The sequence below is a fragment of the Nocardia sp. NPDC055321 genome (genome assembly GCF_053645575.1).
Genome location: NZ_JBSHMS010000032.1, coordinates 73,926 through 88,195, shown reverse-complemented (window position 1 = coordinate 88,195; position 14,270 = coordinate 73,926). Strand labels below are relative to the sequence as shown.

The following is a 14,270-nucleotide window of genomic DNA, read 5'->3' as shown; positions in this document are numbered from 1 at the left end:
CAGCCGATAACTGGCACACCCTGCGCGGGGTGAACAGCTACCGGACCTTCTGAACGTGGGTGTTGCCCGCATCGAGGACGGTGCCGTCGGCGCCGACCGGCGCGACGTCCGGGACGGGAGCGCCGTGCTCGTCGACCAGAGCGGAGTGGATCTCGCCGGGGGCGAACGCGTGGCGTTCTCCCCATTGGCGCAGGGTGAGAATGACCGGGAACAGGTCGCGCCCGGCGTCGGTGAGCACGTACTCCTGCCGACGACCCGACGCCGCGGTGCGCTGGGCCAGCAGCCCGTGCGCGATCAGCTTGTGCAGGCGGTCGGTGAGGATGTTGCGGGCGATGCCGGTGCGTCGCTGAAACTCGGTGAACGACCGCACCCCGTCCATCGCGTCGCGGATGACCAGCAGGCTCCATCGGTCGCCGACCAGGTCGAGCGCGCGAGCGGCGGGGCACTCGGGGTCGGTCCAATCGAGGTTGGGAGCGCGAACGGGGCTGCGCGGCATGACACCTCCCGATGAGTTGCGGATTGCAACCATTATGACTTACCTTCGAAACAGTTGCAATTCGCTACTGATTGAGGGCTGTTATGAACATGTGGCGTCGGTTGCTGCTCGCCACGGTCTGTGGTGTCGCCGTGGCGAGTATCTATGCCGCGCAACCGGTTCTGGCATCGATGGGACACGATCTCGGCCTCTCGCCCGGCCTCGCCGGGTGGGTCGTCTCGATCGCCCAGTTCGGTTATCTGATCGGGTTGGTCCTGCTGGTGCCGCTCGGTGATGTGGTGGCCGACAGACGTCGGCTCATGGCCGTCCATCTGGCGCTCACCGCGGTGGGCATGATCCTGACGGCCTCGGCGTCGACCGGGTGGGTGGCGTTCGCGGGGCTGGCGGCGGCCGGGTTGTTCGCGGTCGTGGTGCAGACCACCGTGGCCTACGCGGCCTCGGTCTCCGCGCAGGCCGAACGTGGACGCACCATCGGCATCGTGACCTCGGGCGTCGTGGTCGGGATCCTCGGCGCGCGGGTCGTCGCCGGCATGCTCGCCGACCTGTGGGGCTGGCGCAGCATCTACGTCGCGCTCGCGGTGCTCTCACTCGCACTCGCGGCCCTCGTTCCCGCCGTATTGCCGCGGGAAGAGCGCCCGCACCGTCTCGCGGGATACCGCAGAGCCGTCGTCTCACTCGGCGGACTGTTCCGCAACCGCACCTTCCTGACGCGCGGACTCATCGCGTTCTTCCTGTTCGCCTCGTTCGGAACCCTGTGGAGCGGACTGTCTTTGCCGCTGTCGGGCGCGGGGTGGCAGCTGAGCGAAACGCAGATCGGCCTGTTCGGCCTCGCCGGGCTAGCCGGCGCACTCGGCGCCGCACGCGCGGGACGATGGGCGGACGCGGGACGGGCCCGCCTGGTCTCCGGCCTCGCGCTCATCCTGCTCATCGGCTCGTGGGTAGCGACCGCGCAGCTGGCATGGTCCCTGTGGACCCTCGTCATCGGAATCGTGGTGCTCGACTTCGCGGTTCAGGCCGTGCACGTGAGCAACCAGCACGTACTCACCGCCTCGTTCCCGGAACGCCTAAGTAGCGTCATCGGCGGCTACATGGTCTTCTACTCCCTCGGCTCCGCCCTCGGCGCGGCCACCACCACCGCCGTGTTCACTGCCCACGGCTGGATGGGCTCGAGCCTGCTCGGCGCCGGATTCGCCGTTTGTGCGCTGATTGTGTGGGCGACTGATAGACGAATCCCTGTCGGCGGCGCGGACTTTCGACCCGAGGCAACAGATACGCGTCGGCCGTCGGCGGCAATGAACTGCTCGAGCCACACGTAGCGGAATAGCCCCCGGAGCTTTCGAGCGACCCCGACGGGCTCGGTAGGTTGTGCGGGGAACTTATCGACAGCGAAATTAGCGGTCGGCGAACACCGCAGAGGGCATGCCGGTTGACGAATGCCCAGATCGATTCGGGCTCGGCGAGGTCTGACCGGGCCCCTGTCCTCATGCACCACCCACCGCGCGATGGAACCTCGTTGTCAGGCGGGCGAACGCCTCCGCGAGCTCGTCTCCGTCGATCACCTCGAATTCGGCGTCGAGTTGAGTCAGCAACAGCGCGAGTCGATCCGGGTCGGTGGCACCCATCTCGACGCGACATGTGAACTCGTCAACCACCTCGATGTCCACCGGGATCGGGATCTTCGCAGCGACCTCGGCGGCGGACGCATGCACCAGAACCCGGGCGCGATACGTCCAGGCCGCCTTGCTGACCCGACCGACAACGTAGGCGACGGCATCATCCTGCGGGATCTCGCGCGGCCGGAACCGCGCACCCGTCGGCGTGGACGGGCCCATGCGGTCGACGCGGAAGATCCGCCAGTCGTCGCGGTCCAGATCCCACGCGAGCAGGTACCACAGCGGACCCCAGCTCACCAGCCGATGTGGTTCGATGTGGCGGGCCACCGGACCGACCCCGGACCTGGTGTACGCGAACCGGAGTCGTTCGTGGCCGCGGATCGCGGCGGCGACCGTGCCGAGCACCGAGAGATCGAGGGGCGGACCGGCCTCCGGTACGACGCTCGTCGCCTCGCGTACCGCCTCGACGCGGCGCCGCAGGCGGGACGGCAGTACCTGCTCCAGCTTCGCGAGCGCGGTGAGCGCTGTCTCCTCGACCCCGAGCCCCTGGGTCGCGACCGCGCCCAGTCCGACCGCGACGGCCACGGCCTCGTCGTCATCGAGCAGCAGCGGGGGCATGGCAGTCCCGGCCGCGAGCCGGTAGCCGCCCGTCACGCCCGGGCGCGCGTCCACGGGATAGCCCAGCGACCGCAACCTACCGATATCGGCGCGCACGGTCCGCGTGCTCACCTCCAGGCGGTTCGCGAGCTCGGCGCTCGTCCAATCCCGTTTGAGCTGGAGCAATGACAGTAGTTCGAGCAACCGGGCCGAGGTCTCCAACATGTTTTCGATCATCCCAGCTATTGCGGAAGCTATGTTTCCGCAATAGCTGGGACCGTGGGCGTCATGATCGAATCCAACGCACTCACCCCGTTCCGTATCGCCGTCGCGCAGGCCGACATCGATGATCTTCACGACCGTCTGACTCGTACGCGGTGGCCTGTCGCCGTGCCGGGGCGAGACGATCGCGCCGACTTCAGCCGGGGCATCCCGCTCGTGTATCTGCAGGAGCTCGCCGAGTACTGGCGGGACGGCTTCGACTGGCGTGCCCGGGAAGCCGAACTCAATGAGTACCAACAGTTCACGACGGTCGTCGACGGCCAGAGATTCCATATCGTCCACGTGCGATCGGAGAATCCGCACGCCACCCCGCTGCTGCTGAACCACGGGTGGCCGGGCTCGTTCGTCGAGTACCAGCGGCTCATCCCGCTGCTGACGGGCGAGTTCCATGTGGTCATCGCGTCGCCGCCCGGCTTCGGGTTCTCGACGCCGCTGTCGGCGCCCGGCTGGGAGCTGGCGCGAACGACGGACGCCTTCGCCGAGATCATGACGCGTCTGGGCTACAAGAGGTTCGCGGCCCACGGCACCGACCTCGGTTCCGGAATCACCGCTCGCCTCGCCGCGCTCTACCCGGAGCGTGTGATCGGCACGCATACCGGCGCGGATCCCAGGTTGCTCGGGTTGGTCGGCGTCAAGTTCCCCGTCCCGGATGGTCTGTCCGAGAACGAGATCGCCCAACTCGAGGCGCTGCGTATGGAAGCCGTCGCAGAGCGCGGCTATCTGGAGATGCAGAACCACCGCCCCGACACGATCGGCCCGGCGCTCACCGACTCACCGGTCGCGCAGCTCGCGTGGATCGCCGAGAAGTTCAAATCCTTGGCCGCCGGCGACAAACGGACGCCGGACGAATCGGTCGACCGCGACCAACTCCTCGCCAACATCAGCCTGTACTGGTTCACGCGCAGCGGTGAGTCGAGCGCGCAGTTCTACTACGAGGCCGAGCACTCCGGACTCGACCTGCTCATGCCGTCGGGCGTGCCTGCCGGGTGGGCGGTGTTCGGTACCCACCCACTCGTGCGCCGAACGATGGACCCCTGGAAGGCGATCGGCCACTGGAGTGAGTACACCGAAGGCGGGCATTTCCCCGCGATGGAGGTGCCGGAGCTGCTCGCGGACGAAATCCTCGCCTTCTTCCGCGGTCTTTCCTGACCCGGTCGGTGCCGCGGCGGGTCGCCGGTTCATCGTTCGGCCGGTGGCGGGTTCGGCGGGGAGAATTGCGGCGAGCACACATTCTCCGAACGGGGAGGCGGCATGCGGCGGGTCGTGGTTCTGGGGCGAGGCGGCGCGGGTAAGTCGCGGTTCGCCGCGCGGCTGGGGGCAGTCACGGGCTTGCCGGTCATCGAACTGGACAAGCTCTTCTGGCCGCCGGACCTCACTCCCCTGCCCGCGCACCGGTGGCGCGAGATCCAGCAGCAGCTCGTCAGCGAGGAGGCATGGATCCTCGACGGCGACCTCGGCCCCTACGACGCCCTCGAGGTTCGCCTCGAACCCGCCGATACCGTTGTGGTCCTGAACTTTTCGCTGTGGCGCTGCGCATGGCAAGCCGCTCGCCGTTCACAGGAGAGCCTGGCCTTCTGGAGCTGGGTCGTCACCTACCGGCGCCGCAGCCTTCCCGCGATCATGGCCGCGCTGCGGGAGCACGCTGGGACGGCCGAGATCCATGTTCTGCGCGGGCCCGACCAGCTCGCGGGTTTTCTTGCCCGGGCCGCGCGTCCATCTGCGTGAGCTGCGGAGCGCTCCGAGCACCCCCGCGCGAAGATCGGCAATCGCGATCTGACCGCCGATAACGTTTGGTTATCGGCGGTCAGAGCGCGGTCGATCATTTTGACGATTCTGCGATTTCGTTTCGTTGGTTTCGTGTGGGAATGACGTAACGAACGAAACGATATGGCGGCCACCGATTCGCTCGTCTCGGACTGCGAGCGGTCACCTTCCTCCACCCGCTGCGTCAAAAATGTTTTGACGATGCGCTACGCTCACCGCATGCCTGATCCCGAGCAACCCGAAGCCGAACTCCTCCGAGAGTGGTTGCGGTCGACGCCGATACCGCCGGTCGAACCGCCACGTGACGATCCGGCCGCCATGGTGCGGGCCGTGCTGGAACGCCTGGTCGGTGGCCATTCCGGCGAGCTGGAAGACGCCGTCGTCTACGCCTCGGTCGTGCAGTTGATGGCCGCGCGGACCGAGCTGGACCGGCTCGAGCTCGAACTCATGCGGGCCGCCGGCGACCACGGGCGGAGCTGGACCTGGATCGCCGAGGCGTTCGGGCACCGGTCCAAGCAGGCCGCGCACGCGCGAGCCAGTGCGCTGCATCGCAGGCTCGAACATCGCAACCCGGACGAGGAAGAAGACCGATGAAACTACGTCTCGAACGTGACCGGCTGGTCGAGGCCGTCGCGGTCGTATCGCCCGCGATCCCGCGGCGACCGGCGGTTCCGGTGTTGGCGGGGATGCGGATCCGCGCGAACGAGGATTCGGTGTCGGTCGCCGGGTTCGACTACGAGGTCGCCTCGCAGGCGCGGATCGGAAGCGCGGAGGTGCGGGAGCCGGGGGACGTGCTGGTCTCGGGGCGATTGCTCGCCGAGATCGCGAAGGCGCTGCCCGCGCGGCCGGTCGAGCTGTCCGCCAACGACGAGCGGCTCGAAATCGTCCGTGGCCAGTCGCGATTCGCGCTGCCGCTGTTGCCCGTCGAGGACTATCCGGAACTGCCGGCCGCGCCGCCGGTCATCGGTACCGCAGACCACGCGGAGTTCTCGGAGGCGGTCGCACAGGTGGGTGTGGCCGCCGGGAAAGACGACACGCTCCCGATGCTGACCGGAATCAAGATCGAGTTCCACGCCGACGTCCTCCGATTGATCAGCACCGACCGGTTCCGGATCGCGATCCGCGAACTCGACTGGCAGCCTGCAGGTTCCATCGACAGCGACGCGGACACCGGTCTGCTCGTGCCCGCCCGAGCCCTGGTCGACACCACCAGGAGCCTGTCCGGACCGCGCATCGACATCGCCGGTGGCTCGGGACGGAGCATTCTCGGCCTGGCAACCGGGGGTCGCAGTCACACCGTGCGGACCCTGGACCTGCCCTACGCCCCGTACCGGAGCTACCTCGAGGACAAGCGGACCGCGACCGCCCGGCTCGACGCCGCCGCGTTGGTCGAAGCGATCAAGCGCGTTTCGCTGCTCTCGCCGCACGGCGCACAGGTGCAGCTGTCACTCACCGCGACGGCGGCCAGGCTGGCGGCGGGCGGTGACAACGCGGGCGAGGCCGAGGAGACCCTGGGCTGCGAATTCGACGGTGAGCCACTGACTGTCGCGTTCAACCCGCGCTACCTGCTCGACGGGCTCACCGCTCTGCGCGCGGGCACGGTGGAGATCGCCTTGAACGGCCCGACGCGGGCGGCGCACTTCCGCGCGGCCCGCCCCGACTCCGAGACAGGTCACGGGCTCACCTACGTACTCATGCCGGTCCGGCTCGCCGGATAGGCACACAACTCACGGCGACGGGGAGACGTTGCGCGGCGATCTCGGGTAAACCTCAAACCACGGTGCGGTTCAAGCGATTTCGATCACGTTGCCGAAAGGGCAACGGTTTCTACAATGAGAAGCACGTTACGGCGATCGAGATCAACGTCGCTCCTCCTTACGCCTCGGGGAAACGCTCCCCGCAAATCCGGCATCGCTACGGAGGTCGACCATGACAGCGGAACTGCTGGATTACGACGCGGACTCCCAGCCCTCGCGGGGCACCGCGGCGCGAATGCGCAGGGCGCAGCGCAGGCAGCAGGTGATCAGCGCCGCGAGCAGCCTCTTCGACTCGGCCGGCTATCACGCCGCCACCATGGCCGAGATCGCGGCGCTGGCGGGGTGGAGCAAACCGATTGTGTACCGGCAGTTCTCGGGGAAACTCGACCTGTACCTGGCGGTGCTGCAGGAGCACATCGACGACCTGACGCAGTCGGTCGAGCGGGCCCTGCGCTCGAACACGACCAACCGATACCGCGTACAGGCCGCCGTGCAGGCGTATTTCGACTTCGCCGACCAGCAGCCCGCCGGGTTCCGCCTGGTCCTGGACCCCGATCTGGTGAACGAGCCTTCCGTGCAGTGGCGGATCGGACGGGCCACCGACGCGTGCATCGGCGCCGTCACCGCCGCGATCGCCCAGGATTCCGACCTCTCCCCCGCCCGGGCGCACCTGATGGCGGCGGGACTGGTCGGCGCCAGCCAGGTCGCGGCCCGCTACTGGCTCGACACCGGTCGCGGCATGCCCAAAGCCGACGCCGTGGCCGGAGTCGTCACCCTGTGCTGGGGTGGGCTTGCCGCGGTCCCGCTGCGGTCCCGTTCCGCGTGACCGGGAGTGGTTCGGGGCGAGATCCGATCGGCCGCGTTCAGTGGACGCGTACCGGATCGGGATCTTCGCCGCGTGCCGCACCGGCGATGCGGTGTCGTATCGGGGTGATCAGACGGCTCGTCGAGTCGCGCGCAGCACGACGTCGTCGACATGGTGGGTGCTGACCGCGCCGGGTGGCCGCGGCCGGGTCTCGTTGATCTCGATGTGCCAGGTGCCGGGGTCGGCGGTGAGTGCGGCGGCGATCTCGTCGATGCCGACGAACGCCTTCGGGTCGTACATCCGCGTCTGGGTCGCCACGTCCACCGGCTCACGCAGGGGACCGAGGTCGTGGTGCACGGCCAAGAGCGTGCCGCCGGGGGCGACGGCGTCGAGCAGGCTGCGCAGACCGCGCTGGTCGGGCGTGCGCTTGAACGAGCCGTACTGCAGGGAGACCAGATCGAAGGTCTCGGTGCCGAAGGGTGCGGGATCGTTGGCGTCGCCGCGCACCAGGTCGACGTCGAGCCCGCGGCGCTCGGACTCGGCCCGCAGCCGGTCGAGCGCGTTGCCGGAGATATCCGTGGCGGTCACCTTCCAGCCGTGTTCGGCCAGCCAGAGGGCATCGGCGCCCTCGCCGGTGCCGACGTCGAGCGCCCGTCCGGGGGTCAGGTCGGTGACCTCGTGGACCAGTGTTCCGTTGGGGTTGCCGCTCCACGCTCGGTCGGGACCCGTGTAGCGGTGGTCCCAGTCGGCCTCCTCGCCCGAGCGCCGGGCGGCACGCAGGTCCTCCTCGGCCAAACTGAAGGCGATCATGGCGCCGACCTGGCTGCCCTGGGCCGCCGAGGGCAGCACCTGCAGGCTCGGATCGGTGAGGTTTCCGGCCGCGTACAGCCCGGGCACCGAGGTCTCGCCGCGCGGGTCGACCGCGACGACGTCGCCGACGCCGCTCGGGTGCGGGGCGGTGGTGAGCCCGACCCCGGCCAGCACGTCGGCGCGGGCGCGGAACCCTGATCCGACCACCACGGCGTCGGCCTCGAGGACACGGCCGTCGTCGAGCTCGACCCCGGACACCTCGCCGTCCTGCGTGGTGACGACCCGCCGGACAGCGCTGCGCACGATGTTCACGCCCGAGGCGGCGAGACCGTCGAGGACTGCCTCGTCTATCCCAGCCGGATCGTGCAGCACGATGGTCAGCCGGTCCGTCAGATGCCGGAAGAGGGTGCTCGGGTGCAGGCCCATGGGATGGGTCACGATCTGCACCAGGCGTTGGTCACGCACCTCGAAGCCGTGGCAGAACGGGCAATGGATGACGCCCCGTCCCCACTGTTCCGCGAGGCCGTCGATCGCGGGGAGCTCGTCGGAGAGGCCGGTCGCGGCGAGGACACGCCGGGCGACCAGCGCGTGCCCGCCGGTGAGGTCGAGGCGGAATGTGCCGTCGTCGCGCCGGTGTACGCCCACGACCCGGCCGTCGAGCACCTCGCCGCCGTAGCCGCGCACCTCCGCACGCCCGGTTGCCATCAGCTCGCCGGGTGCGATGCCGTCGTGTCCCAGGAAACCGTGCATGTGCGCGGCCGGGGCATTGCGCGGGGTGCCGTCGTCGACCACGACGACGCTGCGCCGCTGGCGGGCGAGCTGCAGGGCGGCGGCGAGACCGGCGGCCGAGCCGCCGATGACGGCGACATCGCAGTGCCGCACCATGGTTGGGTGCCCGCCGTGCTCGGAGTGGGCCGTGTGCCGGCTCTGCTCGGGATGTTCGCTCATGAATCCGACGGTACGGCTTCTGTACTTATCGGCAAAGGATCTTGCGCAATTCGCAAGACGTGCCAGGATGGACGTATGAGCGAAGTCGCCGACATCGAGGCCCTGGCACGATCGCGCCTGCGCAGCATTCGCACCACCCTGGGGTACTCCCTCGACGAGTTGGCCGAGCGCACCAACCTCAGCGCGTCGACCATCAGCCGTGTCGAGACCGGCAAACGCACGCTGAGCATCGACGTGCTCGTGCCGCTGGCCAACGCCCTGCAGGTGAGCCTCGATGTGCTCTTCGAGGTGCCCACCGACGAGGACGTCGTCATCCGCCCGGTGGCGCACAGCAGCGGCACGCGGACCACGTGGCCGCTGAGTCGGCCGAACGGGCGCACGGTCGCGTTGAAGATGCGTCTCGAGCAGTCCGACGAGCGGCCCGACCAACGGGTGCACCCGGGACACGACTGGTTCCTCGTGATCGAGGGACGGGTGCGACTGTGGCTGGGCGAGCGGCAGATCGACGTCGAGGCAGGCGAGGCGGCGGAGTTCGCGACGATGGTCCCGCACGCCATCACGGCCCCGTGGGGTCCGGCCGAACTGATCATGGTCTTCGACCGTGACGGGCAGCGCGCGCATGTGCATCAGTGAAATGCCCACCCGGGGTTGGATCGCCGCGGTTCCACTCCGGGCGGGTGAGTAGTCCGGTCGGGCCGAAGTATTTTCCCCGCAGGGAAATAATCACTGAAAACCCTGCGGGCGAGTCTGATTCGGGTGTAGGCAGGAGTTCGGCCGGGCCGTCCAGGCCCACCGAGCGAATGAGGTTCCCCATGTCATCGACTCCCTGCCGCGTCGTCCAGTGGACGACGGGAAACGTCGGCACCAGTTCCGCGCGGGCGCTGCTCGCCCATCCCGACCTCGAACTCGTCGGTTGCTTCGCGTGGTCCCCGGACAAGGTGGGCCGGGACGTGGGCGAGCTCGTAGGCGGACCGGCAGCGGGGGTCGTGGTCACCGATGACGTCGAGGCGTTGCTCGCGCTGAAGCCCGATTGCGTTGTCTACAACCCGATGTGGTCCGACACCGAGGAACTCGTCTCGATCCTGTCGGCGGGCGTGAACGTGGTCTCGACGGCCTCGTTCATCACCGGGCACAACCTCGCGGCCGACCGCGAGCGCATCGAGCGCGCGTGCGAACAGGGCGGGTCGACGATGTTCGGTTCCGGGGTCAGCCCCGGATTCGCGCAACTGCTCGCCATTGTCGCGGGCACCGCCTGCGACCGAATCGACAAGATCACCATCGCCGAATCCGCCGACACCACCTTCTACGACTCCCCCGCCACCGAGCGTCCCGTCGGATTCGGCCGCCGCATGGACGATCCCAGCCTCGCCGGCGCCGCCGAGCACGGGACGGCGATCTTCGGTGAGGCCGTCCGGCTGGTCGCCGCCGCACTCGGCACCGAGCTCGACGAGGTGCGCTGCGTCGCCGAATACGCGCAGACCACAGCCGATCTCGACCTCGGCTCGTGGACCATCGAGAAAGGTTGCGTCGCCGGGGTATTCGTGAGCTGGCAGGGACGTGTCGGCGACACCACCGTCATCGAGCTCACGGTGCGCTGGCGCAAGGGACAGACCCTGGACCCGGACTGGAAGCTCGACGGTGACGGCTGGAAGATCACCGTCGACGGCCGCCCCACGGTGAACATGACCGTCGGATTCGCGCCGCCCGCGGACTTCGAGGCCGAAACCATCGCCGACTTCATGGTGCTCGGGCACATCATGACGGCGATGCCGCCCATCCACGCCATCCCCGCGGTCGTGCGCGCCGCGCCGGGCATCGCCACCTATGTCGATCTGCCCCTGCCCGTGCCGCGCGGGGTCGTACGGGCACAATGACCGCCTGTGACCGAATCCCGCGGCCGGGGACGCCCGAACAAGATCGACCGTGAGCGAATTCTGGCGGCGGCACGGCAATTGGCCCCCGAGGCCATCACGATGCAGGCCGTCGCCACCGCGCTGGGTGTCGACCGCAAGGCGCTCAACTACTACGTCAGTGACCGCGACGGACTGTTGGAACTGGTCGCGCTCGACGCGTTCCAGTCCGCGTTCCGCCGGGTGGATCCGCCCCGGGATCCGGACTGGCGCAACATGGTTCGCTCGTGTGCCGAAGCGATGCGCGAGGCGTTCGTCAGCGTAGGCGTTCTGATCTCCCATGCCCGGTTCGAGGGCATGACCGACACCGCCGCACTCGGCAGCATCGAACAGACCCTGCACGGGCTCGTCGAGGCCGGTCTCGACATCGACGACGCCGGCCGCGTGATCACGCTGATGTCCCGGCTGGCCCGGTCGGCCGCGTACGAAACACTGGGCGCGACCGGAGAATCCGCCGCTCAGCAGGCGGGCGACATTCTGCGTGCGCTGAATACCGAAGCACCCGAGCGACTTCCACTGCTGTCGCGGGCGGCGCGAAACAACGCCGCGAAGCCCGCCGCCCAGTTCGAGTTCGAGCTGTCGCTGCTCATCACTGCATTGGAAGCGCGACTGGGATGACTCAGTCGCGGAAGCGATCCCATGCCGTGCGCAGCAGCTTTCCGGTCGGCTGCGCGGGCGCGGCGAGACTGCGCTGTAACTCCAGGAACGTCTTCTCGGCGCCGCGTGCCGAGACCGTAGCGGCCAGGCCCGCGGCCTCCATACCCAATCCCGTCCGCAGGGGGCGCGAGCCCGCGTCGTAGACCGCGCGTTTGATCTCCCGGTTGGCGAGCGCGGAACGGTTCGCGAGCCGCTCGGCGGTGGTGAGTGCCTCGGGGAGAAGGGATTCCGGCTCGACCACGCGATGGACGAGTCCGATCTCGGCAGCCTGGTCCGCGGTCAGGGCGCGGCCTTCCAGAAGCAGTTCGACGGCGCGGGCGGTTCCGACCGCACGTACGAGATATTGCGTTCCACCCGCGCCCCCGAGCAGTCCGATGAGGCTCTCCGGAAGTCCGATGACGGCGTCCTCGCTCCGCGCCATGATCCGGATATCGCAAGCCAGCGCGAGCACGCACCCCAGGGCCAGCGTCGTGCCGTTGAGCGCCGCGATGAACACGGTGTCGCTGGTGTTCATTCGCGCGAACGCCGCCGTGGTGCGCGGCAGGAACATGAGGTCGCGAGCACGGGTGCGGCGCAGCAGGCGATCGAGCACGCCGATGCGCCCGGCCGCGGAGGCCACCGTGGTGAGCAGCCGAGCGGGGCCATAGGGAACCGCGAACGGCGTCAGGCGCGCACCGCGCAGCAGTTCGTCGACATCGAGATGGGTGAACGCGGTGTCCTGACCGGTGAACACGACCGCGCCGATGGACCTGTCACGCGTCACCGACCGCGTGAGCCGGTCGAGTTCGACGCTCGTCTGTTCGTCGAAGAGATGGTGCGGCGCGTTGTGGAACCGAACGAGGAGGACCCGGCCGAATTGTTCTGTCAGCAAACGGGATTCGTTCCGCGTCCGAGCTGCTTTCGTCATACCCGGACGCTAACATAAGAAATCGAAGTAGCTCAATATGATTTAGAAGTAGTGAGTGAGGAAACCAAGAGTCGCACTGCTACAGTGGGTCCCGTGACGCGACGGAGCTATGACCAGTACTGCGGCTTGGCCGGCGCGCTCGACGTCGTCGGCGAACGCTGGAGTCTGCTGGTGGTCCGCGAGTTGATGTCGGGCCCCAAGCGCTATTCCGACCTGGCCGCGACCCTGGACGGCATCGGCACCAGCATGCTCGCGACCCGGCTGCGGCTGCTGGAGGCGGACGGCGTCGTGTCCCGCCGCCACCTACCGCCACCTGCGGCCTCTCTGGTCTACGAACTCACCCCGGCCGGGTGGGAGCTGGCCGAGGCGATGACGCCGCTGGCCATGTGGGGTGTGCGGCACCGTCTTTCCGACACCCGGCCGCCGGGTCAGACCTCCCGGGCCGAGTGGGGGCTGGTCTTCCTCGCGGGCATGCTCGACCGCGGCGAGCTCGCCGGGGCCCACGCGACGATCGAGTTCCACGTCGACGACTCGGTCGCCCAGCTGCACCTGCGCGACGGGCAGGCGAACGTCGAGCCGGGCCCGGCGGTCCAACCCGCCGACGCGACGGTGACAACCGACGTCGTGACGCTGGCCGCGATCGGCGCGGGACGGGTCTCGGCCCTGGACGCGATGGCCGAGGGCGGCGTGAGTTTCGAGGGCGATCCGGCTGTGCTGCAACGCCTTTTGACGGCTATGCCCGCGCCACTCGTCGACACCGCTCCCCCGACGTCGAACGATCGCTGACTCGAACCTCGGGTCCGTCGGGAGCGGGCAGCGCGACGTTCAGAGGCGGGTCGCGATGCGGACCAGGCCGGCGACGGCCTTCGACCTGCTGTGCGGCGGCCACGCGATCACCGTCGTGACGGGTGGGGCGTCCGGGACGGGGACGGCGACGTGGTCGGCACGGAGTTGGGTGCGCAGGGACTCGGGGACCACCGCGCAGGCCCGGCCGAGGGCTATCAGTTGGAGGAGTTGGGTGTGGTCGCGCACCTGGGGGCCGGGGCCCTCCGCATAGGTGCCGTCGGATCGGGGCCAGCGCGGTAGGGGCGGATCTGTCAGGGCGCGAACCTCGGCCAGTGGCAGGTGTTCTCGGTCGGCGAGGGGATGGCGGGCGGGCAGGACGACCACCTGGGACTCGGTGTGCAGATCCTCGGTGTCGAACCCGGCCGTCGTGTCGTAGGGGCGGTGCAGCAGGGCGACATCGGCTCGGCCGGTGCGCAGCAGGCCCTCCGGCTGGCCGGGACCACACAGCATCACCTCGATGGGGGCGGCATCGGGTTCGGATGCGTAGGCGTGCAACAGGTTCGACAGCAGGTCGCTGGACGCGCCCGCCTTCACGGCCAGCACCAGCCCGGGGCGGTCGGCGGCGGCGCGGCGGGTTCGCCGTTCGGCGGCTTCGACCGCGTCGAGGGCGGTGCGCGCCTCGCGCAGGAGCACCGAACCGGCCTCGGTCAGGGCGATGGTGCGAGACGTGCGGTGCAGCAGCGGGACTCCGAGTCGTCGCTCGAGCTGCTGGATGGCGCGCGAGAGGGGCGGCTGGGCGATCGCGAGCCGCCGCGCCGCCCGCCCGAAGTGCAATTCCTCGGCGACGGCGACGAAATAGCGCAGCTCCCGCGTCTCCACCGGGTGATGCTATCGCGGCCGTGAACACGATCGATACCCGTGGGGTATCGCCGATCACC

Annotated in this window: 15 protein-coding genes; 10 read left to right on the top strand and 5 right to left on the bottom strand. The window is 69.0% G+C overall.

Translation table 11 applies throughout. The features are described from left to right. Positions 1-37 precede the first annotated feature (37 nt). The gene (locus ACWIGI_RS35730) at positions 38-496 is read right to left on the bottom strand and encodes a winged helix-turn-helix transcriptional regulator (RefSeq protein WP_454207976.1); all 459 of its coding nucleotides are present in this window, start codon (positions 494-496) and stop codon (positions 38-40) included. A gap of 83 nt (positions 497-579) precedes the next feature. On the opposite strand from ACWIGI_RS35730, the gene ACWIGI_RS35725 reads away from it, so the two are divergent. After that, positions 580-1,812: an MFS transporter gene (locus tag ACWIGI_RS35725; protein ID WP_454207975.1), complete on the top strand. Its 1,233-nt coding sequence runs from the start codon at positions 580-582 to the stop codon at positions 1,810-1,812. A 165-nt stretch (positions 1,813-1,977) separates the two neighbouring features. Here the strand turns inward: ACWIGI_RS35725 and ACWIGI_RS35720 are convergent, their stop codons facing one another. Then, on the bottom strand, positions 1,978-2,931 hold the full coding sequence (locus ACWIGI_RS35720; RefSeq protein ID WP_454207974.1) for a helix-turn-helix transcriptional regulator: 954 nt from the start codon (positions 2,929-2,931) through the stop codon (positions 1,978-1,980). A gap of 63 nt (positions 2,932-2,994) precedes the next feature. Between ACWIGI_RS35720 and ACWIGI_RS35715 the strand changes: the two genes are divergently transcribed. The 5 genes from ACWIGI_RS35715 to ACWIGI_RS35695 all read left to right on the top strand — a co-directional run bounded on the left by ACWIGI_RS35715 (position 2,995) and on the right by ACWIGI_RS35695 (position 7,335). Then, positions 2,995-4,137, top strand: a complete 1,143-nt coding sequence (locus ACWIGI_RS35715) for an epoxide hydrolase family protein (protein WP_454207973.1) — start codon at positions 2,995-2,997, stop codon at positions 4,135-4,137. Between the two features lie 102 nt (positions 4,138-4,239). Next, positions 4,240-4,713: an adenylate kinase gene (locus ACWIGI_RS35710; RefSeq protein WP_454207972.1), complete on the top strand. Its 474-nt coding sequence runs from the start codon at positions 4,240-4,242 to the stop codon at positions 4,711-4,713. A 258-nt stretch (positions 4,714-4,971) separates the two neighbouring features. After that, the gene (locus ACWIGI_RS35705) at positions 4,972-5,346 is read left to right on the top strand and encodes a hypothetical protein (protein ID WP_454207970.1); all 375 of its coding nucleotides are present in this window, start codon (positions 4,972-4,974) and stop codon (positions 5,344-5,346) included. Next, a complete protein-coding gene (dnaN, locus tag ACWIGI_RS35700) occupies positions 5,343-6,470 on the top strand; it encodes a DNA polymerase III subunit beta (RefSeq protein ID WP_454207968.1) in 1,128 nt (375 codons plus the stop codon). The genes ACWIGI_RS35705 and dnaN overlap by 4 nt, the downstream gene beginning before the upstream one ends. 211 nt (positions 6,471-6,681) lie before the next feature. Beyond that, on the top strand, positions 6,682-7,335 hold the full coding sequence (locus ACWIGI_RS35695) for a TetR/AcrR family transcriptional regulator (RefSeq protein ID WP_454207966.1): 654 nt from the start codon (positions 6,682-6,684) through the stop codon (positions 7,333-7,335). Between the two features lie 108 nt (positions 7,336-7,443). Here the strand turns inward: ACWIGI_RS35695 and ACWIGI_RS35690 are convergent, their stop codons facing one another. Then, on the bottom strand, positions 7,444-9,072 hold the full coding sequence (locus ACWIGI_RS35690; protein WP_454207964.1) for an FAD-dependent oxidoreductase: 1,629 nt from the start codon (positions 9,070-9,072) through the stop codon (positions 7,444-7,446). A 75-nt stretch (positions 9,073-9,147) separates the two neighbouring features. Here ACWIGI_RS35690 and ACWIGI_RS35685 point away from each other — a divergent pair, with 75 nt between their 5' ends. The 3 genes from ACWIGI_RS35685 to ACWIGI_RS35675 all read left to right on the top strand — a co-directional run bounded on the left by ACWIGI_RS35685 (position 9,148) and on the right by ACWIGI_RS35675 (position 11,600). Beyond that, entirely contained in the window at positions 9,148-9,705 is a 558-nt protein-coding gene (locus tag ACWIGI_RS35685; protein WP_454207963.1) for a helix-turn-helix domain-containing protein, read from the top strand. A gap of 179 nt (positions 9,706-9,884) precedes the next feature. Then, complete coding sequence (locus ACWIGI_RS35680) at positions 9,885-10,946, top strand: NAD(P)H-dependent amine dehydrogenase family protein (protein ID WP_454207961.1); 1,062 nt, start codon at positions 9,885-9,887, stop codon at positions 10,944-10,946. Between the two features lie 6 nt (positions 10,947-10,952). Beyond that, complete coding sequence (locus ACWIGI_RS35675; RefSeq protein ID WP_454207959.1) at positions 10,953-11,600, top strand: TetR/AcrR family transcriptional regulator C-terminal domain-containing protein; 648 nt, start codon at positions 10,953-10,955, stop codon at positions 11,598-11,600. A 1-nt stretch (position 11,601) separates the two neighbouring features. Here ACWIGI_RS35675 and ACWIGI_RS35670 read toward each other — a convergent pair whose 3' ends face one another. After that, positions 11,602-12,546, bottom strand: coding sequence for an enoyl-CoA hydratase/isomerase family protein (locus ACWIGI_RS35670; protein ID WP_454207957.1), 945 nt, complete (start codon positions 12,544-12,546; stop codon positions 11,602-11,604). A gap of 93 nt (positions 12,547-12,639) precedes the next feature. On the opposite strand from ACWIGI_RS35670, the gene ACWIGI_RS35665 reads away from it, so the two are divergent. Next, the gene (locus ACWIGI_RS35665; protein WP_454207956.1) at positions 12,640-13,332 is read left to right on the top strand and encodes a winged helix-turn-helix transcriptional regulator; all 693 of its coding nucleotides are present in this window, start codon (positions 12,640-12,642) and stop codon (positions 13,330-13,332) included. Between the two features lie 39 nt (positions 13,333-13,371). Here ACWIGI_RS35665 and ACWIGI_RS35660 read toward each other — a convergent pair whose 3' ends face one another. Beyond that, positions 13,372-14,211 (bottom strand): LysR family transcriptional regulator, encoded by an 840-nt coding sequence (locus ACWIGI_RS35660; RefSeq protein WP_454207954.1) that lies wholly within the window; start codon positions 14,209-14,211, stop codon positions 13,372-13,374. Positions 14,212-14,270 lie beyond the last annotated feature (59 nt).

Coding starts and splice junctions, on each gene's coding strand:
- ACWIGI_RS35730 (WP_454207976.1), bottom strand. CDS start 496: ATGCCGCGCAGCCCCGTTCGCGCTCCCAACCTCGATTGGACCGACCCC.
- ACWIGI_RS35670 (WP_454207957.1), bottom strand. CDS start 12,546: ATGACGAAAGCAGCTCGGACGCGGAACGAATCCCGTTTGCTGACAGAA.
- ACWIGI_RS35715 (WP_454207973.1), top strand. CDS start 2,995: ATGATCGAATCCAACGCACTCACCCCGTTCCGTATCGCCGTCGCGCAG.
- ACWIGI_RS35720 (WP_454207974.1), bottom strand. CDS start 2,931: ATGTTGGAGACCTCGGCCCGGTTGCTCGAACTACTGTCATTGCTCCAG.
- ACWIGI_RS35680 (WP_454207961.1), top strand. CDS start 9,885: ATGTCATCGACTCCCTGCCGCGTCGTCCAGTGGACGACGGGAAACGTC.
- ACWIGI_RS35685 (WP_454207963.1), top strand. CDS start 9,148: ATGAGCGAAGTCGCCGACATCGAGGCCCTGGCACGATCGCGCCTGCGC.
- ACWIGI_RS35725 (WP_454207975.1), top strand. CDS start 580: ATGAACATGTGGCGTCGGTTGCTGCTCGCCACGGTCTGTGGTGTCGCC.
- ACWIGI_RS35710 (WP_454207972.1), top strand. CDS start 4,240: ATGCGGCGGGTCGTGGTTCTGGGGCGAGGCGGCGCGGGTAAGTCGCGG.
- ACWIGI_RS35695 (WP_454207966.1), top strand. CDS start 6,682: ATGACAGCGGAACTGCTGGATTACGACGCGGACTCCCAGCCCTCGCGG.
- dnaN (WP_454207968.1), top strand. CDS start 5,343: ATGAAACTACGTCTCGAACGTGACCGGCTGGTCGAGGCCGTCGCGGTC.
- ACWIGI_RS35705 (WP_454207970.1), top strand. CDS start 4,972: ATGCCTGATCCCGAGCAACCCGAAGCCGAACTCCTCCGAGAGTGGTTG.
- ACWIGI_RS35690 (WP_454207964.1), bottom strand. CDS start 9,072: ATGAGCGAACATCCCGAGCAGAGCCGGCACACGGCCCACTCCGAGCAC.